This window comes from Pseudomonas asturiensis (genome assembly GCF_900143095.1).
GTDB lineage: Bacteria > Pseudomonadota > Gammaproteobacteria > Pseudomonadales > Pseudomonadaceae > Aquipseudomonas > Aquipseudomonas asturiensis.
Genome location: NZ_FRDA01000016.1, coordinates 25,806 through 51,106 on the forward strand (window position 1 = coordinate 25,806; position 25,301 = coordinate 51,106).

22 protein-coding genes are annotated in these 25,301 nt (G+C 60.0%); 11 read left to right on the plus strand and 11 right to left on the minus strand.

Annotation, left to right across the window (positions count from 1 at the left end):
• Positions 1 to 30 precede the first annotated feature (30 nt).
• The 3 genes from BUB69_RS22500 to BUB69_RS22510 all read right to left on the minus strand — a co-directional run bounded on the left by BUB69_RS22500 (position 31) and on the right by BUB69_RS22510 (position 3,769).
• Positions 31 to 1,668: an ABC transporter substrate-binding protein gene (locus BUB69_RS22500; RefSeq protein WP_073170732.1), complete on the minus strand. Its 1,638-nt coding sequence runs from the start codon at positions 1,666 to 1,668 to the stop codon at positions 31 to 33.
• Between the two features lie 94 nt (positions 1,669 to 1,762).
• Positions 1,763 to 3,037, minus strand: coding sequence for an NAD(P)/FAD-dependent oxidoreductase (locus BUB69_RS22505; protein WP_073171024.1), 1,275 nt, complete (start codon positions 3,035 to 3,037; stop codon positions 1,763 to 1,765).
• A 63-nt stretch (positions 3,038 to 3,100) separates the two neighbouring features.
• Positions 3,101 to 3,769: a haloacid dehalogenase type II gene (locus BUB69_RS22510; RefSeq protein WP_073170735.1), complete on the minus strand. Its 669-nt coding sequence runs from the start codon at positions 3,767 to 3,769 to the stop codon at positions 3,101 to 3,103.
• Between the two features lie 558 nt (positions 3,770 to 4,327).
• Between BUB69_RS22510 and BUB69_RS22520 the strand changes: the two genes are divergently transcribed.
• The 4 genes from BUB69_RS22520 (at position 4,328) to BUB69_RS22535 (ending at position 7,729) form a co-directional block, all read left to right on the plus strand.
• A complete protein-coding gene (locus tag BUB69_RS22520) occupies positions 4,328 to 5,185 on the plus strand; it encodes a GNAT family N-acetyltransferase (protein ID WP_073170739.1) in 858 nt (285 codons plus the stop codon).
• Between the two features lie 176 nt (positions 5,186 to 5,361).
• The gene (locus tag BUB69_RS22525) at positions 5,362 to 6,075 is read left to right on the plus strand and encodes a cupin domain-containing protein (RefSeq protein WP_073171028.1); all 714 of its coding nucleotides are present in this window, start codon (positions 5,362 to 5,364) and stop codon (positions 6,073 to 6,075) included.
• Between the two features lie 370 nt (positions 6,076 to 6,445).
• Positions 6,446 to 6,895: a hypothetical protein gene (locus tag BUB69_RS22530; RefSeq protein WP_073170743.1), complete on the plus strand. Its 450-nt coding sequence runs from the start codon at positions 6,446 to 6,448 to the stop codon at positions 6,893 to 6,895.
• 123 nt (positions 6,896 to 7,018) lie between these two features.
• Complete coding sequence (locus BUB69_RS22535) at positions 7,019 to 7,729, plus strand: hypothetical protein (protein WP_073171035.1); 711 nt, start codon at positions 7,019 to 7,021, stop codon at positions 7,727 to 7,729.
• Here BUB69_RS22535 and BUB69_RS22540 read toward each other — a convergent pair.
• From BUB69_RS22540 to BUB69_RS22555, 4 genes are all read right to left on the minus strand, one after another.
• Positions 7,705 to 8,205 carry a GNAT family N-acetyltransferase gene (locus tag BUB69_RS22540; protein WP_175561828.1) on the minus strand — a complete coding sequence of 167 codons (501 nt, stop codon included), beginning with the start codon at positions 8,203 to 8,205 and terminating at the stop codon, positions 7,705 to 7,707. The genes BUB69_RS22535 and BUB69_RS22540 overlap by 25 nt on opposite strands.
• Before the next feature lie 129 nt (positions 8,206 to 8,334).
• The gene (locus BUB69_RS22545; protein WP_073170747.1) at positions 8,335 to 9,876 is read right to left on the minus strand and encodes a phosphoenolpyruvate carboxykinase; all 1,542 of its coding nucleotides are present in this window, start codon (positions 9,874 to 9,876) and stop codon (positions 8,335 to 8,337) included.
• Between the two features lie 179 nt (positions 9,877 to 10,055).
• Positions 10,056 to 10,958 carry an Hsp33 family molecular chaperone HslO gene (gene hslO, locus BUB69_RS22550; protein WP_073170750.1) on the minus strand — a complete coding sequence of 301 codons (903 nt, stop codon included), beginning with the start codon at positions 10,956 to 10,958 and terminating at the stop codon, positions 10,056 to 10,058.
• A 177-nt stretch (positions 10,959 to 11,135) separates the two neighbouring features.
• Positions 11,136 to 11,543, minus strand: a complete 408-nt coding sequence (locus BUB69_RS22555; RefSeq protein ID WP_073170753.1) for an RNA-binding S4 domain-containing protein — start codon at positions 11,541 to 11,543, stop codon at positions 11,136 to 11,138.
• 179 nt (positions 11,544 to 11,722) lie between these two features.
• Between BUB69_RS22555 and rimA the strand changes: the two genes are divergently transcribed.
• The 3 genes from rimA to rimK are packed head-to-tail and all read left to right on the plus strand — an operon-like array spanning position 11,723 to position 13,900.
• Complete coding sequence (rimA, locus tag BUB69_RS22560; RefSeq protein WP_073170757.1) at positions 11,723 to 12,505, plus strand: S6 modification regulatory phosphodiesterase RimA; 783 nt, start codon at positions 11,723 to 11,725, stop codon at positions 12,503 to 12,505.
• 16 nt (positions 12,506 to 12,521) lie between these two features.
• Positions 12,522 to 12,998: a retropepsin-like aspartic endopeptidase RimB gene (rimB, locus tag BUB69_RS22565; RefSeq protein ID WP_024687266.1), complete on the plus strand. Its 477-nt coding sequence runs from the start codon at positions 12,522 to 12,524 to the stop codon at positions 12,996 to 12,998.
• Positions 12,995 to 13,900 (plus strand): 30S ribosomal protein S6--L-glutamate ligase, encoded by a 906-nt coding sequence (gene rimK, locus BUB69_RS22570; protein ID WP_003318100.1) that lies wholly within the window; start codon positions 12,995 to 12,997, stop codon positions 13,898 to 13,900. The genes rimB and rimK overlap by 4 nt, the downstream gene beginning before the upstream one ends.
• A gap of 98 nt (positions 13,901 to 13,998) precedes the next feature.
• Here the strand turns inward: rimK and BUB69_RS22575 are convergent, their stop codons facing one another.
• Together BUB69_RS22575 and ompR are read right to left on the minus strand one after the other, a co-directional pair.
• Positions 13,999 to 15,309 carry an ATP-binding protein gene (locus BUB69_RS22575; protein ID WP_073170760.1) on the minus strand — a complete coding sequence of 437 codons (1,311 nt, stop codon included), beginning with the start codon at positions 15,307 to 15,309 and terminating at the stop codon, positions 13,999 to 14,001.
• 163 nt (positions 15,310 to 15,472) lie between these two features.
• Positions 15,473 to 16,213 (minus strand): osmolarity response regulator transcription factor OmpR, encoded by a 741-nt coding sequence (gene ompR, locus BUB69_RS22580; protein ID WP_004880573.1) that lies wholly within the window; start codon positions 16,211 to 16,213, stop codon positions 15,473 to 15,475.
• Between the two features lie 300 nt (positions 16,214 to 16,513).
• On the opposite strand from ompR, the gene BUB69_RS22585 reads away from it, so the two are divergent.
• From BUB69_RS22585 to gshA, 3 genes are all read left to right on the plus strand, one after another.
• Positions 16,514 to 18,835, plus strand: a complete 2,322-nt coding sequence (locus tag BUB69_RS22585) for a Tex family protein (protein WP_073170764.1) — start codon at positions 16,514 to 16,516, stop codon at positions 18,833 to 18,835.
• Positions 18,835 to 19,218: a PaaI family thioesterase gene (locus tag BUB69_RS22590; RefSeq protein ID WP_073170767.1), complete on the plus strand. Its 384-nt coding sequence runs from the start codon at positions 18,835 to 18,837 to the stop codon at positions 19,216 to 19,218. Before BUB69_RS22585 ends, BUB69_RS22590 begins: the two co-directional genes overlap by 1 nt.
• Positions 19,219 to 19,462: 244 nt before the next feature.
• Positions 19,463 to 21,052, plus strand: coding sequence for a glutamate--cysteine ligase (gene gshA / locus BUB69_RS22595; protein WP_073170770.1), 1,590 nt, complete (start codon positions 19,463 to 19,465; stop codon positions 21,050 to 21,052).
• A gap of 127 nt (positions 21,053 to 21,179) precedes the next feature.
• Here gshA and argA read toward each other — a convergent pair whose 3' ends face one another.
• Together argA and argE are read right to left on the minus strand one after the other, a co-directional pair.
• Positions 21,180 to 22,478: an amino-acid N-acetyltransferase gene (gene argA / locus BUB69_RS22600; RefSeq protein WP_024687271.1), complete on the minus strand. Its 1,299-nt coding sequence runs from the start codon at positions 22,476 to 22,478 to the stop codon at positions 21,180 to 21,182.
• 121 nt (positions 22,479 to 22,599) lie between these two features.
• Positions 22,600 to 23,748, minus strand: a complete 1,149-nt coding sequence (gene argE, locus BUB69_RS22605) for an acetylornithine deacetylase (protein WP_073170774.1) — start codon at positions 23,746 to 23,748, stop codon at positions 22,600 to 22,602.
• 162 nt (positions 23,749 to 23,910) lie between these two features.
• On the opposite strand from argE, the gene BUB69_RS22610 reads away from it, so the two are divergent.
• On the plus strand, positions 23,911 to 25,278 hold the full coding sequence (locus BUB69_RS22610; RefSeq protein WP_073170777.1) for a CYTH domain-containing protein: 1,368 nt from the start codon (positions 23,911 to 23,913) through the stop codon (positions 25,276 to 25,278).
• The last annotated feature ends 23 nt before the right edge of the window (positions 25,279 to 25,301 follow it).

Here is a 25,301-nt window from a genome sequence, read left to right on the forward strand (position 1 = left end):
CTGCATCCTCCCGCTCGGTTACGGCTGCGTTTACGCGTCCAGCCAGACCTGCTCGCTGAACATGTAGCCCATGAAGCCGCCCAGCGGATTGCTGGAGTAGCCCTGGATACGCTTGTCCACGCCGTCGATGTTGCTGATGAACACCGGGATGCCGATGCCGCAGTTCTGGCTGACCAGCGTCTGCATGTCGCCGTACATCTTGGCGCGTTTCCCGTCGTCGGTTTCGCCGCGGGCCAGCATCAACAACTGGTCGAACTGGTCGTTCTTCCAGCCCGATTCGTTCCACGGGGCCGAGGACTGGAAGAACTGCGAGAAGATCACGTCGGCATTCGGGCGCGGGTTGATGTTGCCGAAGCTCAACGGGTGTTTCATCCAGTGGTTGGACCAGTAGCCGTCGCTTGGCAGGCGGTTGACGTTGAGCGTCAGTCCGGCCTGTTTGGCCGACTGCTGCAGCAGCACGGCGATGTCGACCGAACCGGTCGCTGCAGGCGATGCAGCAACGGCCATGGTGATCTTTTCCATGCCGGCCTTCTTGAGCAGGAACTTCGCCTTTTCAGGGTCATAGGCGCGCTGCGGCAGGTCGGCGTTGAAGTAACGCGAACCGGGTGCAATCGGGTGGTCGTTGCCGACACGGGCATAACCACGGAACACGGCAGACTTCACCTGTTCACGGTCCAGCAGGTACTTCATGGCCTCGGTGAATTCCGGGCTTTTGCCGGGCATCTGGTCCTGACGGATGATCAGGTCGGTGTAGTTGCCCGACGGCGCATCGACCACACGGTGTGTCGAGCTGGCAGCGATACGGGTGGTGGAGCGCGGGTTGACCTCGTTGATCATGTGCACATCGCCAGCCAGCAGCGCGTTGACCCGCGAAGGCTCGTCGGCAATGGCGATGAATTCGATCTCGTCCAGATACGGCAGGCCCGGCTTCCAGTAGTTGGGGTTGCGCACGCTGACCGAACGCACGCCAGGGTTGAATTCCTTGACCTTGAACGGACCGGTGCCGATGCCCTTGCTGAAATCGGTCGTGCCTTCGGGCACGATCAGCAGGTGAGAAACCGCGAGGATCGAAGGCAGCTCGGCGTTAGGCGAGCTGAGGGTGATCTGCACTTCCAGCGGGCCGGTGGCCTTGATCTCGGAAAACTGTGCCATCAGCGGCATCACTTTTGAGCCGGTGGCCGGGTCCTTGTGGCGCGACAGGGAGAACACCACGTCGCCTGCGGTCAGCGACTTGCCATCGTGGAAGGTCACGTCCTTGCGCAGGGTGATGGTCCAGACGGTGGCGTCCTTGTTGTCGATCTTCTCGGCCAGCTCCATGTGCGGAACCAGATGGCTGTCGAAGCGGGTCAGGCCGTTGTAAAACATGTAGTGACGCACATAGTCGGTGGACAGTGCGCCTTTGGCCGGGTCCAGCGTGTCGGCGGTAGAACTGGACATGCCCGCCACACGAATACGACCGCCCGGCTTGCCTTTGACAGGCGCTGCTGCGTCGTCCGCGAACACCTTGCCGGCGGCACCAAACAAGCTGGTGGAGCCTGCTGCAACCACACCGGCAACGCCCAGCATCCGTAATGCATCACGACGCGAAAGGCCGCGATTGAGACCCTCGAAAACGCGCAGGCTGTCTTCACCTGTGATCAGCGGGGAATCGTTTTTCTTGTCAGCCATATCAGTTCTACCTGTCGAAAAAGGGAAATTCCGAGTTGCTGGCGGTTGTCCGCAGCGTCCTTCACACACACACGACGACGGTGAAACAAAACACTCAGTGACGGCTGTCCTGGTAACGGTAGTAAGCACCGACCAGAGGCAGAAACCACGGTTTGCCGAAATGCCCGGGAATGGCCGGCCAGTTCAGGTCTTTCCAGGGATTGGCTTGCGCCTTGCCTTCCATGACATCAGCCATGACTTGCCCCATGTGCACGGACATCTGCACACCATGGCCGCTGTAGCCCATCGAGTAGAAGACGCCGTCGTGCTCGCCTGCACGCGGCAAACGATCGGACGTCATGTCTACCAGACCGCCCCAGCAGTAATCGACTTTCACCTGCGCCAGTTGCGGGAACATCTGGATCATGGCCGCCTGCAACACCTTGCCACTCTTGGCGTCGGAGCTGCTATTGGACATGGCGAAGCGTGCCCGTCCGCCGAACAGCAAACGGTTATCCGGGGTGAGACGGAAATAGTTGCCGATCAAACGGCTGGTCACGTACGCACGCTGGTTGGGGAACAACTGGTCGATCAAGGCTTGCGGCAGCACTTGCGTAACAATGACAAAACTGCCGACCGGCACGATGCGACGGCGAAACCAGCCCAACCCGCCGTGCTGACAGGCACCTGTCGCCAGAAAAACCTGACGGGCCTGAATCGAGCCTTTGGAGGTATTGACCACAAAACCATTACGGTTGGCTTTCCAGTCCTTGACCGTCGTGTCCTGATAGACCCGGGCGCCATGACGCACGGCAGCCTCGGCCAGACCCAGGCCAAAACGACCGACGTGAATCTGCACGCCATTGCGCTGCAACAGGCCGCCGTGAAACTCGTCCGAACCGATCTCGGATCGCACCTCCTGCGCCGAGAGCAGCTCGACATCGGCATCGACCTCGCGACGAATCAGCTCGCAGGTGCGTGCCAGGCCTTCGTAATGACCCGGCTTGGCGGCCAGTTTCAATTTGCCGTTGCGCTTGATGTCGCAGGCAATGCTTTCCTGCTCGATCACGCTGACCACGCTGTGCACGGCGCTTTCATAGGCCTTGTAAAACTGCCGGGCCTGAGCCGCGCCCAGTGTTGCGCTCAACGAGGCATAGTCCTGCGCCACGCCGGTATTGCACTGCCCGCCGTTGCGGCCAGACGCTTCGCCGATGACCCGGCCGGCATCCACCACTACCACGCTGGCACCTTTCAAGGCCAATGCACGCGCCGCCGAGAGCCCGGTGAAACCACCACCGACCACCACCACGTCAGCCTGCCCCTCCACTGCGCCAGCCTGCGCGCCGGTAAAGTCTGGAGCCGTATCGAGCCAGTAGGACTCACTGCGCATCTTGTTCCCCTTGTCACTCATGGAAGAGCACCTTGAAAAATGCCGTCTTGCCTTGTGCCGCGCTTACAGCCCGACCAGCCCGGCCAGACCACCGATGTCCGGAATCTGGTGGTATTCGTATGAGCTGTGCGCAGGCTGTTCGTGACCACGCGCCACGAACGCCTTGTTCTTGATCTTCATGTCATGGGCCGAGAACAGGTCGTAACGGAAGCTGGAGGACACATGCAGGACGTCTTCAGGACCGCAGCCGAGGTTGTCGAGCATGAACTCGAACGCAGCCAGGCGCGGCTTGTAGACCTTGGCCTGATCGGCCGTGAACACTTTGTAGAACGGCGCGCCGAGCTTTTCGACGTTGGACATGATCTGGCTGTCGCTGGCGTTGGAGAAAATCACCAGCGGAATCTTGTCAGCGATTTTCGACAGACCGGCCGGCACATCGGCGTGCGGACCCCAGGTCGGAACGGCGTCGTAATACAGCTGGCCTTCCCCACGGTATTCAACATTCCAGCGCTTGCAGACACGGGACAACGACACTTTCAGGATCTCGTCGTAAGGCATCCAGTCACCCATGACCTGATCCAGGCGATACGCCGAGAAATCCTTCACGAACTGATCCATCTGCTCGGCCGGAACACGGTCGGCGAAGAGTTCGCGCGTCATGGTGCCCATGTGGAAATTGGTCAACGTGCCGTAGCAGTCGAACGTAATGAATTTTGGTCGAAGAAAGCTCATTGTGTGCGGTCCTGAAAGTTCGTTGGGGTCATGGCATGACGAGCAGTTTCGGCCCTGATGCAAGGACCGCGTTGCACGCTGCAGCACACCCTCATTACAACACCGTGAAATCAGCATATGGCGTTAAAAGTGATGGCTGCTTGATAGAAAGCACCGTTTTGAGGTGCGCGCTCAGCAGACTTTGCGGGGCGCTCCAGCCTTGGGCAAACCCCGGTTTTCAGTGCTTTTTTGACCCGTTTCAGGGCGCTCGGGCTCAAACACGCGGCTTTGCACCGCAGATACTGCGCCTTTGCAACCGTCCTTGCTCAGCACAATGTACGGCGCGCAGAACAGCCTGATTCACACCGCTATATAAGGCAGGCCATACCCTGAAAAACCACAAGCATTTGCTGCCGGACCTTCGGCCGATTTAAGCAGTAACTGTGGTCTGGCGAGCTGCCAATCGTGAAATCTACCGAATGTTTGCCGCCCTCTTGTCACCCCGTTCCGCAGGTGGGATACAGCAGGTCTGCCGCATTCTTTATATCGCCTGTGCATCCTTCTGGAGGGAGACACATCATGCTCGCCCAGCAACGCCTCGACTTTGAATACCGCCCGATGACTGCCGCCGATGTGGTCAACGCCCACGAGCTGTCCATTGCCCTGAAATGGCCGCACCGACTCGAAGACTGGGCCATGCTGCAACGTGTTGCCCAAGGCTTCGTCGCGCTGCACAACGGCCGGCTGATCGGCAGCGCCTTCGCCTGCCATCAGGGCGGGTTCTCGACCATCGGACTGGTGATCGTCAGCGACGATTATCAAGGCAAGGGCATCGGTCGCAAGCTGATGGACATGGCGGTTGGCAGCGTGCCGCCGCGCACCGCCATCCTCAACGCCACACTCGCAGGCGCCCCGCTTTACGCCAAGATGGGCTTCGTGAGTTTTGGCGAGATCCAGCAGCATCAGGGCCAGGCCCAGTTACCCGCGCCGACCGACCTGAAGGCTGGCGAGCAGTGTCGCCCGCTGACCGAAGCCGATCATGCGCGCGCCCTTGAGCTGGCCAATGCGGGGACCGGAATGGATCGCTCGACGGTTCTGAGCGACGTACTCGGCAACCTCGAACATGCGGTCGGCATCGAGCGCAACGGTCACCTGCAGGCGTTCGCCCTGATGCGCCCGTTCGGACGCGGCCTGTGCATAGGCCCGGTGGTTGCCGAGGACACGGAACAGGCAAAACACATGATCGAACAATTGCTGGCCAAGGTGCCGTACGCCTTCGTGCGGATCGACATCCCCACCGATTGCGGGCTGGTGGACTGGCTGGAAGAAGCCGGTCTCAAACGTGTCGATGCCGTGACCTGCATGAGCATGGGTGCCGTTCCACAACCGAGCCAGGGTGTACGCCAGTTCGCGTTGATTACCCAGGCGATTGGTTGAGCGCAGCCGTGCTTACGACGTAGCGCCGCCGCACAGCAAATACCGGACTGTGGGAGGCGGCTTGCCGGCGATGAAACGATGACGCGATGTTCCTGCAGTACCGCGTCGACCTCATCGCGGGCAAGCCCCCTCCCACATCTGCGAACAGTCCACACACCATTCTCGAGACCAGAACCATGCCCCAACCTACCGTTCTCCTGCTGGCCCGCGCCGATCACAGCCCTGTCGACACCGAATTTACAAACGGCCCGCTCGACGCCGCCGACCCCTTCGCCGAAGGTCGCCGCACGGCCTTCATCGATGAGGCAGGCATCGCCGCCGGTGTCGTTCACTCTGTCGCCTCGTTGTCGGTTGACGCTTACCCCTACACCGAAATGCTGGTCGTCCACCGTGGTGCGGTCACGCTGAGTTCCGGCGGCGACAGCGTCACGATCAGCACCGGCGAAAGCGCAGTGATCGGCCGTGGTACCCAGGTGCGTATCGAAGCGCAACCAGACAGCCTCTGGGCCTTCTGCGCAGCCACACAGGCCACCGGACCGGACAAGCCCGGCATCACGCACCTGGATCGGCTCGCGATGCTCACACCGTCCTCCCCGCCGGACCCGGCCATCATGATCAGTGCGCTGCCGCAGTGCCGCAGCAATAACATTTTTGAGGACACCGCCAGCACCCTGCGCATCGGCGTCTGGGATTCAACACCCTACGAGCGCATCTCGCGTCCGCACAGAATCCACGAGCTGATGAACCTCATCGAAGGCAGCGTGACACTGGGCATCGAAGGCGGTGAAGCCGTCGTCGTCAAACCCGGCGACACCGTCTTCGTCGCACAAGGCGCGCCCTGCAAATGGACCAGTACGGGGTATGTGCGCAAGTTCTATGCAGTGACGTGAAAAATGAGCCGCGCCCTGTCATGCGCAAGGGCGCGGCTATAACGTTTAAGCGTGAACTAATATCAACCTGCACAAGGTTCGCCAGCGCAGTTAATAGCCACCAAGTGTGCGGCACAAGAACAATTATTTAACTTCGCTGTTTATTTTAGATATCCATCACCACCTGTTGATTTCTCTGTCAGGAACTGCTTAAAAATCCAGACAGCAGACAACAGCGACTTCATACCTCGCCTGAAAGTTCTCGACGCTCACTCTCTGTTGTTAAACAGGACGATCCCATTCGGCTTCGGAAAACTGCTGCCACCGATCGTCTATTGCCGAATCAATTACAAATAACATGAAGTTAATCGTTTAACTTAAGGACATCACCATGAATACCCACTGCATCGCACTAAGCTTTCTTGCCCTGGCCACTCTGGGCGCAACCGTTACAGCACAGGCAGGGCCGCCTGTTACAGTGACGTTTAAGAATTTAGGGACGGAGCGTGCTGAATACAGCCCGTTGAGTCGCAATGAACAGTCTACGCAGATGAACGCAAGAACGCCTATCACCTCGATCGTCGAGGCGGGCGACTCCACTCGCTACATCGTTCAAAGCAGTCTTTCACCGGACACCAGTTATGCCAGTGTTCGCTACGTGATGGGCTCGAAAGCCTGCGTGTTTTCCACGACCTTCGTAAAACTCCCGGGTGCGGGCGGTGCCAAAATTCCGAAATGGAACCGAACGGCGACGCCCGAGGGCGGTGCAATCTGCACGGCCACTTCACGCGCCACTAATCTTTCCACTTATGCCTGGGAGGCCGAGTTCACGATGAAGTAAAAGAAATGCATGCGCGCCGGACACGACGCGCATGTTATCTGGATACTCAAGCTCATGTGCGCCGTGCCGATAACGTTAACGCAGATAACGCCATGGATCGGCTTATACCGCGAGGACGCGATCATGATAGATACTCACTCTCCCCCGACAGCAGTCGTCAGCAGTCTCCATAAGCCAGTCTCTGGCACGCCCTCCCCGGCAACCAAAAATATCAGCACCCAAGTATCAGACGCAGTGAATCGCCGCCCGGACGGCGCGACACTTTCCAATCTGGCAAGACAACTGAATGACAGTGCTGCACGTGCCAATTCTCGCGATGCCCTTCTGAACTCAAAAGAGCTCGGCACACTGGCCAGGTCAGTCATCGACAAGTTGACCGACAGCAGTTACCCCACCAACAAGGCCATTCATGATGCCGAGGTTCCCGATACTCAGGACCCGGAACTTCTTGAAAGAGCCAGGCAGGCCACACGATTCACCAATGGGCAGGCAAACAATCCTTTCGCCGGACTGTCGCAAGACACGCTAAGGCTAATCATCTATGACGAAAGCGGCGATTTCACGCTCAATGAGCGAAAGGCTGCCTATCGAGAAAACTATCAACAACAGGAAATCTGGAACCGTGAAATGTGCCAACGCTACGTCGACGAATACAACGAAACCGGCAAAAGCACCCAGACCCTGTTCATGATCCTCGCCCACTACAACGACCTGCCCCCCATAGAACAGGCGCAATACCCGGCCGACTACGTGGCCAACCTGACCTCGGGCGACAGTTCGGTCATGGATATGCTCAATGACCAGAAGGGTCAGTCGCTCAGTACCAGCACGTAAAATTTGCTGTCCACGGCCATCAGCGGAAAGCGTTCAGGCAGGTTGTCCTTAGCCACCTCGCTGAACCCGTACTTCTCATAGAAACGGTGTGCGGCGAGGAATTTGTCGGTGGTGCCCAAAAAGATTTTCCTGACGCCCTTGAGCCTGGCGTCTTCGATCAAGCGGTTCAGCAGCTTGGCGGCCACCGAGAACTCTCGTCCGCGAAACGGCGCTGCAACGAACATCTTGCGCAGCGCCGCCTGCCCCGCACCGATGTCCTTGAGACCGAGGGTGCCGATGACCTGCTCGCCGTGTGTGGCGACCCAGAAGTCTCCTGTACCGCTCTGATAGAAGTCGGGAATGGCCTTGAGGTCCGGCTGGTCCTCGGCAGTGATGGCGATGCCGAACTCTTCACGCTGGATAGGCAGAATCACATCGACCACGCCCTGCTGGTGATGCGGCTCGAAACGTTGAATCAGGATATCGGTCGGGTTCAAAACACAGCTCCTTGTCATCACTTGCAACAAGAAAGCAGTATCCCGGACAAGCAAACGCCCCGACAAGTCGAGGCGTTTGCTTGAGCCTTTCCGAGCACCGCGCTCATGCGCGGCATCAGGAATGTTTAATTACAACTTCGGACCGGCAGCCTTGATGGCGTCGCTCACGTCGAACTTCTTGAAGTTCTCCACGAACAGGCCAGCCAGCGCCTTGGCGGCTTCGTCGTAGGCAGCCTTGTCAGCCCAGGTGTTGCGCGGGTTGAGCAGGTTGGTGTCTACGCCCGGTACCGACTTCGGCACATCCAGGTTGATGGTGTCCAGGTGCTCGGTTTCAGCACCAATCAGCGCGCCGCTCTGGATCGCTGCAATCACGCCACGGGTGGTCGGGATATTGAAGCGCTTGCCGACGCCATAGCCGCCGCCGGTCCAGCCGGTGTTGACCAGGTAGACCTTGGAGCCGAAACCGCGGATGCGCTTGATCAGCAGCTCTGCGTATTCGCCAGCCGGACGCGGGAAGAACGGTGCGCCGAAGCAGGTGGAGAAGGTCGACTTGATGCCCGAGCCCGAACCCATTTCAGTCGAACCGACCAGCGCGGTGTAACCCGACAGGAAGTGGTAGGCAGCCTGTTCTTCGCTGAGGATCGACACAGGCGGCAGTACGCCGGTCAGGTCGCAGGTCAGGAAAATCACGGCGTTCGGCTCGCCACCGAGGTTTTTCGGTGCGCGTTTTTCGATCAGCTCGCGCGGGTAGGCCGCACGGCTGTTCTGGGTCAGGCTGCTGTCGGCGTAGTCGGCTTTCTTGTTGGCGTCGAGGATGACGTTTTCCAGAACCGCGCCGTGCTGAATGGCTTTCCAGATAACAGGCTCGTTCTTCTCGGACAGGTCGATGCACTTGGCATAGCAACCGCCTTCGATGTTGAACACCACGCCTTCGCCCCAGCCGTGCTCGTCGTCACCGATGAGGTAACGGCTTTCGTCAGCCGACAGGGTGGTCTTGCCGGTGCCCGACAGACCGAAGAACAGGGTCACGTCGCCGTCTTCGCCCATGTTTGCCGCGCAGTGCATCGGCAGAACGTCGGAAGCCGGCAGCAGGAAGTTCTGCACCGAGAACATGGCTTTCTTCATTTCGCCGGCATAACGCATGCCTGCGATCAACACCTTGCGGGCGGCGAAGTTGATGATGACGGTACCATCGGAGTTGGTGCCGTCACGCTCAGGGTCGCAGACGAACCATGGCGCGTTCTGGATTTCCCACTCATCCTTGCCAGCCGGGTTGTACTGTTCAGGGTTGATGAACAGGCAACGACCGAACAAGTTGTGCCAAGCCGTCTCGGTGGTCATCTTGACAGGCAGGTAGTGCGCAGGATCGGAGCCTACATGAACGTGGGAAACGAAGCGCTCGCGTTCGGACAGGTAAGCACCGACACGATTCCACAGGGCATCGAATTTTTCGGCCGGGAACTTGCGGTTGATCGGGCCCCAGGCGATAGCGTCCTGAGTGCTCGGCTCTTCAACGATGAAACGATCGACCGGCGAACGGCCAGTACGATGGCCTGTCTGCACAACCAGTGCGCCAGTGTCGGAAAGTTCGCCTTCGTTGCGGGCAAGGGCTTCCTTGACCAGTTCGTCGGTGCTCAGATCGGTGTACACAGCGTTGTTGGTTTGCGTCATGAGGTTCCCCGTCGGCCAGTGGCCGAGTGCTCCAAACGGTTTTGTAGTAAAAAAACAACCACTACTACAGCGTAAAAGTGGGCCGGATTATGCCAGAAAAGCCCAAGAATGGTAGAACCCTCCTGTCAGAACAGGATTACAGGGGCCCACGTCGTATTCTGGGGCTGTTCGTGTACCGGTTAATGGCGCGTGTCAGATGGCGAATCGACACCGCCGCCAGCAAACAGCTGGGCGACGTCAGTGGCATCGAACAGATAGCGCTCGTTGCAGAACTGGCAGTCGATCTCGATGGTGCCGTTGTGCTCCTGAACCAACTGCTGCGCATCCTCCAGACCCAGGCTGACCAACGCATTGGCGGACCGCTCGCGTGAGCAGCTGCAGCGGAAGCAGATCGGCTGGATATCGAACAGACGCAGCGGGTCTTCGTGGTACAGGCGATGCAGGATGGTCTGGTTGTCCAGGCTCAGCATCTCTTCGGCCGTCAGCGTATTGGCCAGGGTCAGCACATGCTCCCAACTGGCATCACGCTCTTCAGGGTCGGGTATCTGTGCCACCGGCAGCTGTTGCAGCAGCAGGCCGCGAGCACGATGACCGTCAGCCTTGAGCCAGAAACGTGTGCCCAACTGCTCGGACATCACGAAATAGCTGGAGAGGCTTTCGGAAAGGTCCACGCCGTCCAGCGCGACAATGCCCTGATAGCGCTTGCCCTTGCGCGGATCGATGGTCAGGGCCAGCGAGCCTTCCGGCATCAGTTCCTGCAGGCCTGCGCCCGGGGTGATCAGTGCTTCGTCGTAGCGGGCAATGCCGCGCAGCTCGCGCTCGCTGGAGCACTCGACCATCAGCAAAGGCACAGCGCCGCTGGAGCGCGCCTGAAGGATAAGCAGACCGTCGAACTTGAGCGTGCCGACCAGCAAGGCAGCAGCAGCCATCAGCTCACCGAGCAATTGCGCGACCGGCTCGGGGTACGGATGTTTGGCAAGCACTTCAGCGTAGCTGCGCTCCAGGGCGACCAGCTCGCCGCGAACGTCGCTTTCGTCAAAGATGAAGCGCTGGGTGAAATCGATGTCCGGGGTATCGTTCATAAAAGAAGGTATCTGAAGTGAGGATCTGTGAAGGCAGCCGACGAAAAAACGCGCCGTACAGCGTCATTCAACACACGCTGTGTCATGCCGTTTGGCTGGCATTTTAGGAGCTATCCGGCACTGTTCCAAGCCAGATGCAGTTTCGGGCCGGATGCCGAGCGCTTTCGAGGGTCTGGATCAGTCGCTCTGTTGGCTGCCACGGAAATCAAACAGCTGCCGCCGCTGCTTCTTGGTCGGTCGTCCGTCGGTGGTCATGCCCAGGTTGCCTGCCTTGCGTTGCGCGGCTGCGTGTTCGCGACGGGTGATGCTTTCCGGCGTTTCACGGTAAAGTGTCTGCGCTTCTGGCGCGCCACGACGCACCACGGACAGCGCCTCGACCACGACAGTCCGCTCATCGAATCCTGTGCGAATCTGAAACTCGTCGCCCACGCGAGGCTCCTTGCCGGGTTTGCAGCGCTCGCCACGGCAGTGCACCTTGCCGCTTTCGATGGCCGCCTTGGCCAGGGCCCGGGTTTTGAAGAAACGCGCTGCCCAGAGCCATTTGTCCAAACGAATGTTGTCGTCTTCCTCTGGCTTTTGTGCCATATGAATTCCTCATCTTTATAACAGTCAGAACGTTTACCAGGCGCGTTGAAAACAGCGGCGAACCTTGATCGCGTGTTTCTGCAAGCCCTCATCACGCCACGAACATGAAGTAACCGATCCTTGCTTGTCAAAAACAGCCTGCTTCAATTTCACAGCCTTTACCCCGTAGGGAGTGCGACGTGACCGACTTTCCAGCTTCATTGACTGCCCCCAGGAAGGGGTGTGAAGGCTGTACAAACAGTCCAGAACTGAATTTTTCGTTCGACTACGCCTATCAGCCCATAGTAGACCTGCGCGACCACTCCATTTTCGCCCACGAAGCCCTGGTACGCGGTCCCAATGGCGAAGGCGCACACTCCGTGCTCAGCCAGGTCACAGACCAGAATCGTTACCGCTTCGATCAGAGCTGCCGGACCACCGCCATCGCCGGTGCCGCGCGGCTGGGCATGACCGAACGTTTATCGATCAACTTTTTGCCCAATGCCGTGTATCGTCCCGAGCTGTGCATTCGCAGCACACTGGAAGCCGCCAAGACACACAACTTCCCCATCGACCGCCTGATTTTCGAGACGATCGAAAGCGAGCACATGGATGATCACGGTCACTTGAGCAATATTCTTCGTGAATACCGGGAATTCGGCTTCATGACCGCCATCGACGACTTTGGCGCTGGCCATTCCGGCCTGACCCTGCTGGCTGAGTTTCAACCCGACCTGATAAAACTCGACATGAATCTGATCCGCGATATTCACCGCAATCGCGCGCGTCAGGCTATTGTTCGTGGGGTTGTCACAATGTGTTCGGAGTTGGGGATTAAAGTCATCGCCGAGGGCATAGAAAACGCGGAGGAACGGGATTTTCTCGCTGATTGCGGCATTTTCCTGATGCAGGGTTACTGGTTCGCCAGGCCTGCATTCAAAGCGCTGGCGCGGATCAGTCCCGACGCCTGGCAGAAGTCTTGAGAAATACGGAATCGCATTGAAAACATTCGATCATCTGACAGTCATCGGCCTGCGCGAGTGGGTGGCGCTTCCCGACTTGGGGGTGGCGGGCCTTCGGGCAAAAATCGATACCGGTGCCAGCACGTCGAGTCTGCACGCGACCGAAATCGAGCCGTTTGAACGGGACGGCCAGAAATGGGTTCGTTTCAACGCGCACCTGGGCACAGTGGTTCAACTGCGGCATCGTCGATGCGAGGCACAACTGGTCGCCATGAAGACCATCAAAAGCTCCAACGGTCAGGCGCAGGTGCGTTATGTGATTCGCACAACGCTGGCCCTGGGTGATCGCATCTGGCCAGTGGAATTTACCCTGGCCTGCCGCAAGTCGATGCGTTATCGGCTGCTGCTGGGTTCAAACGCCTTGATTGACGGCCAACTGGTCGTCAATCCGGGCATAACTTATGTACAAGACAAGCCGGTGTTCCCGGCCTCTACTTCCTCAGGTGCTGCATGAAGATCGCTGTGCTTTCGCGTAACCCGCGTCTGTATTCCACCCGTCGTCTGGTCGAAGCTGGTATTGAGCGTGGCCACGAGATGGTGGTGATCGATACCCTGCGCGCCTATATGAACATCGCCAGTCATAAGCCGCAGATCCACTACCGCGGCAAGCCACTCGAAGGCTTCGATGCCGTCATCCCGCGCATCGGTGCTTCAGTGACATTCTATGGCTGCGCGGTGTTGCGCCAGTTCGAAATGATGGGTGTTTTTCCACTCAACGAATCCGTGGCCATCGCCCGCTCACGGGACAAGCTGCGTTCCCTGCAGCTGCTCTCGCGACGCGGAATCGGTCTGCCGGTGACGGGCTTCGCGCACTCCCCTGACGACATTCCCGACCTGATCCAGATGGTCAATGGTGCGCCGCTGGTGATCAAGGTGCTGGAAGGCACGCAAGGGATCGGCGTGGTGCTGTGCGAAACGGCGACAGCAGCAGAATCGGTGATCGAGGCGTTCATGGGCCTCAAGCAGGACATCATGGTTCAGGAGTACATCAAGGAAGCCGGTGGCGCGGACATTCGCTGCTTCGTGGTCGGCGACAAGGTCATTGCCTCGATGAAGCGTCAGGCCAAGCCCGGTGAGTTCCGTTCCAACCTGCACCGTGGCGGCAGCGCCAGCCTGATCAAAATCACCCCGGAAGAACGCATGACAGCCCTGCGTGCGGCCAAGGTCATGGGTTTGAGCGTCGCAGGCGTGGATATTCTGCGTTCCAATCACGGTCCGCTGGTGATGGAAGTCAATTCCTCGCCGGGGCTTGAGGGTATCGAAGTGACTACCAGCAAGGACGTTGCCGGGATGATCATCGAGTATCTGGAAAAGAACAGCGGTCCGCATATGACGCGGACCAAAGGGAAGGGATAAGTCTTTAATCCGGGTGATCGTGCCACTGCGTTGCGTTGGCGTGCGGAGCGTCCCGAGAGGCGCTCCCGCACGCGTACAGGAATGATCAAGCGGGCGCTCTAAACCGCATCTCTGGGCAGCATCAGCCCCAGCGGCAGGCGCACTCGCGCTTCCAGGCCGCCTCCCGAACGGTTCCTCAATTCCACGTTGCCGCCATGCATGGCGGCGATGCGCTTGACGATGGCCAGCCCAAGACCTGTGCCTTTGCCGCTGCGCGCGCGGTCGCCACGGATGAACGGGTTGAAGATGGTGTCCAGTTCCGATGGATCGATACCGGCACCACGGTCCAGCACGCTCAGCACCACGTAAGGCGCATTGCGGTCGCCTGACACGTAAGCGGCCACTTCAATGCCATTGCCCGCATGGTGCTTGGCATTGCCGATCAGGTTGGTGAGCAGACGCTTCATCGAGACACGGCGCAGCGGGAAAGGCGGAATCGGCTCCAGACACAGACGGATACTGTCCTCGGCACCGTTGAACGGCTCGACCACGTCGCGCACCAGATCGCCCAGATCGACTTCCTCGATTTCCTCGTCACGACCATCACGAATGAAAGCCAGGAACTGGTCGAGAATCGCGTCCATGTCCTCGATGTCACGCACCATGCCTTCGGTGAATTCGTTGTCGCTCATCAACTCAAGCGACAGCCGCAGCCGGGTCAGTGGTGTACGCAGGTCATGAGACACGCCCGCCAGCATCAGCTCGCGCTCCTGCCCCGCCTGCTCGACATCCTCGGCCATCTGGTTGAACGCTCGGTACACCTCGGCCATCTCACTCGGTGTGTCGCTGATCGGCAAGCGCACGCTGCGTCCCTGCCCCAGTTGGCGAGCCGCAAAGACCAAGCGCTTCAGCGGCTGATTGAGCTGCCGCACGAAGATCCAGGCAGACGCCGTGGACAACAGACCGATGGCGAGGAACCAACCCAGAACGCTCCAGATTTTCTGACCGCGCAGCGGATGCGGATACAACGGCACCTTCAGCCAGCCATCGCCCAGGCTCGGGGCGCGTACCCAGAGCGCAGGCGGCGCATGAACACGTAATCGCACCTCGGTGTCGTCACCCAGCTCGGCCTGCATCTGCCGCTGATAGATCTCGCTGTACGGCCAGTGCTGCTCGCCTTCCGGCACACCACCGCCCACCACACGAATCAGACCCGCCGCCTCGGCAATCGCTTCCCGGTCGTTTTCATCCGCCGCCCAGTACGCACGCAGGGTCAGGGCCACGCCGTGGCTGTATTGCCTGTCGACCAGCACGTCCTCGTTCATCAGAAGGTAGACCAGCGTCAGCGCCTTGGAAAACAGCACGACGATGAGCACCAGCCAGAGGGTGCGGGAGAAAAAACTTTGCGGGAACCAGAGCGGAGTCTTCATAACTGCAGCTACACACTTTGCAGGGCGAGCCTGGGCTCGCAAGTTTACCGAACGCGGGCCAGACCCGAGGTACGAACGCAAAAAACCAGCACGTCGATAACCGGTGAACGGTTATCGACGTGGCTGGCAGGAACTTCGGTGTTCTGTACTGACAAAGGGTCTGTCAGCGGTTTCCGGCACCATCGGGAACGAATACATAACCTACGCCCCAGACTGTCTGGATATAACGGGGTTTGGAGGGATCCGGCTCGATCAGACGACGCAGACGGGAAATCTGTACATCGATGGAGCGCTCCAGCGCATCCCATTCCCGGCCACGTGCCAGGTTCATCAGCTTGTCACGGGTCAACGGCTCGCGAGCGTGCATGACCAGCGCCTTGAGGACGGCGAATTCGCCGGTCGTCAGCATGTGTACTTCGTCGCCACGCTTGAGCTCACGGGTGGCCAGCGACAGTACGTAGTCACCGAAACTGACCGACTCGTCTTCGCTGCCGGGCGCGCCGGGCACCGGCGCAGCCTGACGACGCAGGACCGCCTTGACGCGAGCCATCAGCTCGTCCGGGTTGAAGGGCTTGGCCAGGTAATCGTCGGCGCCCAGTTCGAGCCCCTTGATGCGGCTCAACTCATCGCCCTTGGCGGTGAGCATGATGATCGGCACCTGATTGTTCGCTGCGCGCAAACGACGGCAGGCGGAAAGGCCATCCTCCCCAGGCAGCATCAAGTCCAGAACCACGAGGTTGAAGACCTCACGGGACAACAGTCGGTCCATTTGCTCCACGTTCGCTACCGCGCGGGCACGATAGCCCTTGCTGGTGAAGAAACGTTCCAGAAGACTGCTCAACCCCGGATCGTCATCAACGATCAGGATTTTTTCGCCTTCAGCATTTTGTGCGGTGCTGCTCATCGGATGCTCCTTTGATCTCGGGGCGCATTATGGCGTAGCTGCGGTGATGCGCACCGTGTGCATTGTTAGCAGATTTTACTGGGGGCCACACTTATGAGTGTTTTGAGGGTGCAAAAACAGCTCGCTCGTCGGCCAATCCCCTAATCCGGCGTCGCTGGGTATAATGCGCCGCCCTCAAAGTCAGGCAACACCAGACTTATGGCAGTTCGCCAGTCAGAGAAATAAACCGGCCGCGACGCGGAATCTGACAAGCCGGACCGTACACAGCCCAGTTTTTTGCTCACAACTCCAGGTGGTCTTATGGACAGCATCAACAGCCGCATCGCCGAAGAACTCGGCGTACGCCCACAACAGGTCGCAGCGGCCGTAGCACTACTGGATGAAGGCTCGACAGTGCCCTTCATTTCCCGCTACCGCAAGGAAGTGACCGGCAGCCTCGATGACACGCAACTGCGTCATCTGGAAGAGCGCCTGCGTTACCTGCGCGAGCTGGACGACCGGCGTGTCAGCATCCTTGCCAGCATCGAAGAGCAAGGCAAGCTGACCCCGGAACTGGCCCGCGACATCAAACTGGCCGACACCAAGACCCGGCTCGAAGACTTGTACCTGCCGTACAAGCAGAAACGCCGCACCAAGGGCCAGATTGCCCTTGAAGCCGGTCTGGGCGAGCTGGCCGATGGCCTGTTCAACGACCCGGGCCTGACACCGGAAACCGAAGCGGCCCGCTTCGTCGACGCCGAAAAAGGTGTGGCTGACGTAAAAGCCGCGCTGGAAGGCGCCAAGTACATCCTGATGGAACGCTTCGCCGAAGACGCTTCCCTGCTCGACAAACTGCGCAGCTTCCTCAAGCAGGAAGCCGTCATCAGTGCGCGTGTCGTGCCGGGCAAGGAAGAAGAAGGCGCCAAGTTCCGTGACTACTTCGAACACGACGAGCCGCTCAAGAGCATGCCGTCGCACCGCGCCCTGGCGATCTTCCGTGGCCGCAACGAAGGCTTCCTCAGCTCGGCGCTGAAAGTCGGCGAAGAATTGCCGGGCACCATGCACCCGTGCGAGCTGATGATCGGCGAGCGTTTCGGTATTCAGAATCAGAGCCGTCCGGCTGACAAATGGCTGGCCGAAGTCGTGCGCTGGACCTGGAAGGTCAAGCTCTATAGCCACCTGGAAACCGATCTGCTGGGCGAGTTGCGTGACGGTGCCGAGACCGAAGCGATCAACGTATTCGCCCACAACCTGCACGACCTGCTGCTGGCCGCGCCTGCCGGTCAGCGCGCCACACTGGGCCTGGACCCTGGCCTGCGCACCGGCTGCAAGGTCGCCGTGGTGGACGCCACCGGCAAGCTGCTCGACTACGCGACCGTCTACCCGCACGTTCCCAAGAATCAGTGGGACCAGACCATCGCGGTGCTGGCCGCCCTGTGCGCCAAGCACTCAGTGGATCTGATCGCCATCGGCAACGGCACTGCCAGCCGCGAAACCGACAAGCTGGCAGCTGACCTGATCAAAAAATACCCAGGTCTGAAAATGACCAAGGTCATGGTCTCCGAAGCGGGCGCATCCGTTTACTCGGCGTCGGAACTGGCGGCCAAGGAGTTCCCGGATCTGGACGTGTCGATCCGTGGCGCCGTGTCCATCGCCCGTCGCCTCCAGGACCCGCTGGCAGAACTGGTGAAGATCGATCCGAAATCCATCGGTGTCGGCCAGTACCAGCATGACGTTTCACAACTGAAACTGGCGCGCGGGCTGGACGCCGTGGTGGAAGACTGTGTGAACGCCGTAGGTGTGGACGTGAACACCGCGTCCGTCGCGCTGCTGGCGCGCATCTCGGGGCTGAACACCACGCTGGCGCAGAATATCGTCGCCCACCGCGACGAAAACGGTGCCTTCAAGACCCGTGCGGCGTTGAAGAAAGTCAGCCGTCTGGGCGAGAAAACCTTCGAGCAGGCCGCAGGCTTCCTGCGCGTCATGGGCGGCGACAACCCGCTGGACTCGTCGGCCGTTCACCCGGAAGCCTATCCACTGGTGCAGCGCATCGCGGCGGAAACCGACCGTGACATCCGCTCGCTGATCGGCGATGCCGGTTTCCTCAAGCGTCTGGACCCAAAGAAGTTCACCGACGAAACCTTCGGCCTGCCTACCGTGACCGACATTTTGCAGGAACTTGAAAAGCCAGGCCGCGACCCGCGCCCCGAATTCAAGACCGCCGAATTCCAGGAGGGCGTCGAAGACCTCAAGGACCTGCAACTGGGCATGATCCTCGAAGGCGTGGTCACCAACGTCACCAACTTCGGGGCATTTGTCGACATCGGCGTGCATCAGGACGGTCTGGTGCATATCTCTGCGCTGTCGGAGAAGTTCATCAAGGACCCGCGTGAAGCGGTCAAGGCTGGCGACGTTGTGAAAGTGAAGGTCATGGAAGTCGACATCCCGCGCAAACGCGTCGGCCTGTCGATGCGCATGAGCGACACGCCGGGCGAGAAAATCGACGGTGCCCGTGGCGCACGTCCAGGCTCATCGCCGCGTCAGCAAAACAGCGCGCCGCGCAAGGAAACGACCAGCGCGGCACCTGCCAACAACGCCATGGCTTCGCTGTTCGCCAACGCCAAGCAGTTGAAGAAACGCTGATGGATATTCCTGAAGACCTGACCCACAGCGCCTTTTTCAAGACGCTGGGCTGTGAGCTGCGGCGTCTGGACGAAGGCGTCGCCGAAGTCGCATTGCCGCTGGAGGCGCACCTGCGCAATCGCGGCCATGTGATGCATGGCGGGGCGATCTTCAGCCTGGTCGACATCAGCATGGGGTTGGCCTGTTCCAGCTTCCATGGCTTCGATCAGCGCAGCGTGACCATCGAGTGCAAGATCAACTACGTGCGAGGCGTCTCCGAAGGCGAGGTGCTGTGCACCGCCAAGGTGCTGCACGCGGGACGTCGCACGCTGGTTGTCGAGGCGCAAGTGGTTCAGGGCGACAAGCTCGTGGCCAAGGCGCAGGGCACGTTTGCCGTCATCTAGACTTCAACGTGTGTGAGATGAAAGCAATCACTGCGAACGGAACCTAGCTGTACGCGACCGATTTGGGTTAATTTCGGCACCATTAGCGTGGTGCCGAGTCCATTTGGTGGTACGACGAAGAGCCGTGATTGCGAACAGGCGTCAAAAGACCCAACCAGGCGAAAACGCCAGTTCCTTTCTTCACCCTTGTAGACCGTCATGTCCACCCCCATATCGGGGCGACCGATGCGTGAAGGATTCCACCTTGAGCGAACTTTTAAACCGTCGTCTGGCTTTGCTTGGCGAGCGCAACAACCTCTCTCTGCTGGAGCAGTGCCTGCACGGTATCGAGCGCGAATGCCTGCGTGTGACCGAACAGGCACACCTGGCGCAGACGCCTCATCCGGCCGCTCTGGGCGCCGCATTGACCAACAGCCTGATCACCACCGACTATTCGGAGTCGCTGCTGGAATTCATCACACCGGCACTCAAAGACCCGGTGCAGACGCTCGACAGCCTCGACAAGATCCACCGCTTCGCCTATAGCAAGCTGGACCGCGAGCTCCTCTGGAGCCCGTCCATGCCCTGCCCGTTGCCCGACGAAGAACATATACCGATTGCCTATTACGGCACCTCGAACATCGGCAAGCTCAAGTACGTGTACCGCAAGGGTCTGGCGCTGCGTTATGGCAAGACCATGCAGTGCATTGCCGGTATTCATTACAATTTCTCGCTGCCCGAAGACGCCTGGGCGTTGCTCAAGCAGACCGAAGACTTCGCCGGTGACGCGCGCGATTACCAGTCGCACTCCTACATCGCGCTGATTCGTAACTTCCGTCGCTACAGCTGGCTGCTGATGTACCTGTTCGGCGCGTCGCCAGCGCTGGATGCAGGCTTCCTGCGTGGCCAGCCGCATATGCTCGAGCAGTTCGACGGCGACACACTATACCTGCCTTACGCAACCAGCCTGCGCATGAGCGATCTGGGTTACCAGAGCAACGCCCAGGCCGACCTGACACCGTGCTACAACGACCTGGTCAGCTACACCGACAGCCTGCGCAAGGCCGTTGCCACGCCGTATGCGCCTTACGTCGAAACCGGCACTCACGACGCAAACGATGAATGGGTGCAGCTCAACACCAACGTGCTGCAGATCGAAAACGAGTACTACTCCAACATCCGCCCCAAGCGTGTGACCTACAGCGGCGAACGCCCGATCCAGGCGCTCGTTTCTCGCGGCGTGCAGTATGTCGAAGTCCGCTGCCTGGACATCAACCCGTTCCTGCCCACCGGCATCAGCCTGGAGCAGTCGCGCTTCATCGATGCCTTCGTGCTGTATTGCGCCCTGGAAGAAAGCCCGCAACTGGCTGGCCACGAGTGCTCGAACGCGGGCTCCAACTTCCTGACAGTGGTCAAGGAAGGACGTCGCCCGGATCTGGAACTGCTGCGCAACAATGACCCGGTCAAACTCAAGGACTGGGCCAACGAGCTGCTGCAGAAAATCACGCCGATCGCCCAGTTGCTCGACAAGGCCCAAGGCAGTGACGAACACCTGAAATCGATGGCGGTGCAACATGCGAAGGTAGCCGATGCCTCACTGACGCCTTCGGCGCAGGTGCTGGAAAGCATGCGGGCGCACAACGAAGGCTTTACCGGGTTCTCGTTGCGCCAGAGCCAGCTCCACGCCGAATACTTCCGCACTCACCCGCTGACGCCTGAAGAACAGGCGCATTTCGAAGAGCTGGCAAAGACTTCGATTGCCGAACAGGCCGAACTGGAAGCGACCGAGGAAGTGGTGGATTTCGACACCTTCGTCGGGTCGTATCAGGCGAGTATTCTGTCGATCAGCAACTGAGGGCTGGAATACGAACCACCGTGGGAGGCGGCTTGACGGCAATTCGGCTTCTCAGCCGCTCCAGCAGCGACTGAACTGACGCTATCGCCGGCAAGCCGCCTCCCACGGTTTTTACGTCAGACGTTGATCAAATCGCTTTCTCGAAAATCTTCGAATTGCGCTGGTAGTTATATAACGACGCACGGGCGCTGGGCAGGCGGTCGACGCTGCTCGGCTCGAAACCACGCTCGCGGAACCAGTGCGCGGTGCGGGTGGTAAGCACAAACAGGGTTGTGATCCCCAGCGCACGGGCGCGGTTTTCGATGCGTTCGAGCAACTCGTCGCCACGGCCACCGTGACGGTATTCGGGGTTGACCGCCAGACACGCCAGCTCGCCCGCCTGCGAACCGGAAATCGGGTACAGCGCGGCACAGGCGATGATCAGGCCTTCACGTTCAACCACGCTGAACTGGGTGATCTCGCGTTCCAGCACCTCGCGTGAGCGCCGCACCAGAATGCCCTGTTCCTCCAGCGGCGTAATCAGGTCCATCAAACCGCCCACGTCTTCAATCGCGGCCTCGCGAACCAGCTCGAACTGCTCCTGAGCGACCAGCGTGCCGCCACCGTCGCGGGTGAACAGTTCGGTCAGCAGCGCGCCATCCTCGGCATAGCTGACGATGTGGCTACGGCCCACGCCGCCACGGCAGGCTTCGGCCGCCGCATCCAGCAATTCCGCCTGATAGTTGCTGCCCAGACGCTGCAAGTGCGCAGGCACCTGCTGAGGGCGCAGCTCACGCACCAGACGGCCTTGCTCGTCCAGCAAACCGGTTTCCGCACCGAACAGCAGCAGCTTGTCAGCGGCCAGGTCGATGGCGGCGCGGGTCGCGACGTCTTCGCAGGCCAGGTTGAATATCTCGCCCGTCGGCGAATAACCCAACGGCGATAGCAGCACGATATGGCGCTCGTCCAGCAAGCGATTGATACCTTTGCGGTCGACCCGGCGCACTTCGCCGGTGTGCTGGTAATCGACGCCTTCCAGCACGCCGATCGGGCGCGCAGTGACAACGTTGCCGCTGGTCACGCGCAGACGCGAGCCCTGCATCGGCGAAGCAGCCATGTCCATCGACAGGCGCGCCTCGATGGCGATGCGCAACTGACCGACAGCGTCGATCACGCATTCCAGGGTTTCGGTGTCGGTGATGCGCATGTCGCGGTGAAAACGCGGTGTGATGCCACGCTGCGCCAGGCGACTTTCGATCTGCGGACGCGAGCCGTGGACCAGCACCAGCCTTACCCCCAGGCTGTGCAGCAGCACCAGATCGTGGACGATGTTGCCGAAGTTGGGATGTGCGACACCGTCGCCGGGCAGCATGACCACGAAGGTGCAGTCACGATGGGCGTTGATATAGGGGGACGCGTGGCGTAGCCAGTTAACGTATTCGGGCATGACAGCAAGAGCCTGTAGAAAAAATGGACGAAGGGCAGAAACACGCACAACGCTGGGCGGTTATCGTCGTAACAGGCTTGGCAACACGCGCACTCTCCTTTTCAAGGTTTTCTGACTCGCCTCACTGCGGGGTCAGACAATAATGTTCGATCAACTGGCGTAACAGATCCACTGTAGGCTGCAGGCGTGACATTTCGAGGTATTCCCCCGGCTGATGCGCACAGGCGATATCGCCCGGTCCCAGCACCAGCGTTTCGCAGCCAAGGCGCTGAAGATAAGGCGCTTCGGTACCAAATGCTACCGCTGCTGCTTTATGACCGGTCAGTCGTTCAGCTACGCGTACCAGTTCAGCATCGGCAACCTGCTCGAACGGGGCGCATTCCGGGAACAATGGCGCGTAACCGATCTGCACCTGATGCATTTCGGCCAGCGGTTGCAGCTTCTGCCGAATGGCCGAGCGCAGTACGTCAGGGTCCATGCCCGGCAGCGGCCTCAGGTCGAATTCCAGCGAACACTGGCCGCAGATCCGGTTCGGGTTATCGCCGCCATGAATGCAACCCAGGTTCAGCGTCGGTTGCGGCACCGTGAACTGAGGATTGTTGTATTCCAGCTGCCATTGCTTGCGCAGCCCCTTGAGTTCGCTGATTGCATCATGCATCGCCTCCAGCGCGCTGTGGCCAAGGCTTGGATCGGAGGAATGTCCACTGCGACCGAGAATCTCGATGCGCTCCATCATCACGCCCTTGTGCATGCGGATCGGCTTGAGCCCGGTCGGCTCGCCAATCACCGCTGCGCGTCCTAAAGGTCGTCCCGCATCGGCCAGCGCTCGTGCACCGGCCATGGAGCTTTCTTCATCGCAGGTGGCGAGGATCAGCAGCGGTTGTTTGAAGGGCTGGTCCAACAGACCGCGCACGGCTTCGATCACCAGCGCGAAAAATCCTTTCATGTCGCAACTGCCCAGACCGACCCAGCGCCCGTCCACTTCGGTGAGCTTCAAGGGATCGGTTTTCCAGAGGGCTTCGTCGAACGGCACGGTGTCGCTGTGTCCGGCCAGTACCAGGCCGCCAGGGCCGGTGCCGAAGGTCGCCAGCAGGTTGAACTTGCCGGGCGACACTTGTTGAATGTCGCAGGCAAAACCCAGATCGCCGAGCCACCCGGCCAGCAGGTCGATGACCGGGCGGTTGGACTGGTCCAGAGAAGGCTGGGTGCAACTCACCGAAGGCGCAGCAATCAAGGCTGCAAACTGGTCTTTCATGGACGGCAAGGGCATGGGCGCTTCCTGTAATCGGGTCGAAACACGCCCCATCATAGGGTCATAACGACCCAGGAATAAACCGTTACGGGCCATGTCCTGTACACTGCCGCCCTCAGCAGCCGTTCAGTCACGGGCTGCGCTCCCGATATCAGCATCAGCGTTTGGATTCCCCCGGCCATGCAAAAAGAAACAGAAATCAAACTCCGCGTCAGCCGCGAGACCCTCGCTGCACTGCGCGAACACCCGTTGCTCAAGAAGCGCAACAAAAGTGGCTGGGAGCGCCTTGAGCTGTCGAACCAGTATTTCGATACGCCCGAGCGTGAGCTGGCCCACGCCAAGGTTGCCCTGCGCATCCGCCGTGACGGCGACCAGATCATTCAGACCATGAAAACCCGCGGTCAGAGCGTGGCCGGTCTGTCCGAGCGTAACGAGTACAACTGGGACCTGCCCAAAGCCAAGCTGGACCTCAAGAAGCTGGAAGGCGATTGCTGGCCCGAGCAACTGGCCGAGCTGGACAAGAAAACCATCAAACCGCTGTTCACCACCGATTTCGTGCGTGAGAAAGCCGAAATCGCCTGGGGCCGTGGCAAGGCCAAGGTCGTGATCGAGGCGGCACTGGACCTGGGTCAGGTGATCGCGGGCAAGCAGAAGGAAGAAATCTGCGAGCTGGAGCTTGAGCTGCGCGAAGGCGAGCCTGCTGCGCTTCTGGAACTGGCCGCCGAGCTGGCCGCCACGTTGCCGTTGATGCCTTGCGACATCAGCAAGGCCGAGCGCGGTTATCGCCTGCTCGACGCCAGCAGCTACTCGCTGAGCCTGGCGGCACCTGAACTGACGGCGGAAACGCCGCTGGACGACGCCTACTCCGCGCTGGCCTGGCACCTGCTGGGTAGCAGCCAGCGTCTGGCCGAGCAATACCGTTTCAACGGTCACTGGCGTCTGCTGCAGGATTGGGTCGAATTGCTCGCCGAGCTGCGCGCACTGACCAGCAGCCTGGGTCAGGCTGCGCCCCGTGCGTCGACTGCGCAACTGCGTACCGCGCTGGACGCCTTGCTCGAAGACTGGCGTCCCCTGGTTCTGGCCGGTCAGGAAGACGGCGACGTACGCGCTGCCGCTCACGAACAGTTCCTTGAAGAACTGCAAGACACCCGCTGGGGCGAGTTCTCGCTGAACACCTCGCGCTGGTTGCTGGAACGCAACTGGGCCGCCGAGCGCAACAACCGCGGCAATCGCCAGGGCGCAGCACTGCTGGCCAGCTGGCTGCCGCGCCTGCTGGCTGATGAAGCCACCGCGCTGCAACTGGGCCGTTATCAGCAACAGCCGGAAGACCTTGCCGAACAGTTGCCTCGCATCGAGCGCATCCAGTCCTGGCTGCACTGGGCTCGCGGCGCACTGGATTTGCCGGACCTGGACCGCCTGTACGGCGAGCTGAGAAAACTGGAAGAACTGGCTCATCAGGACATCAGCGATGAAGTGCTGGACGCCCGTGTGCATCAGGCACTGACCGTGTTCCAGGGACGCGCGTGGAAGACGTTGTTGCGCTTGTAACAGCGCCTCATGCGGATCGCTCC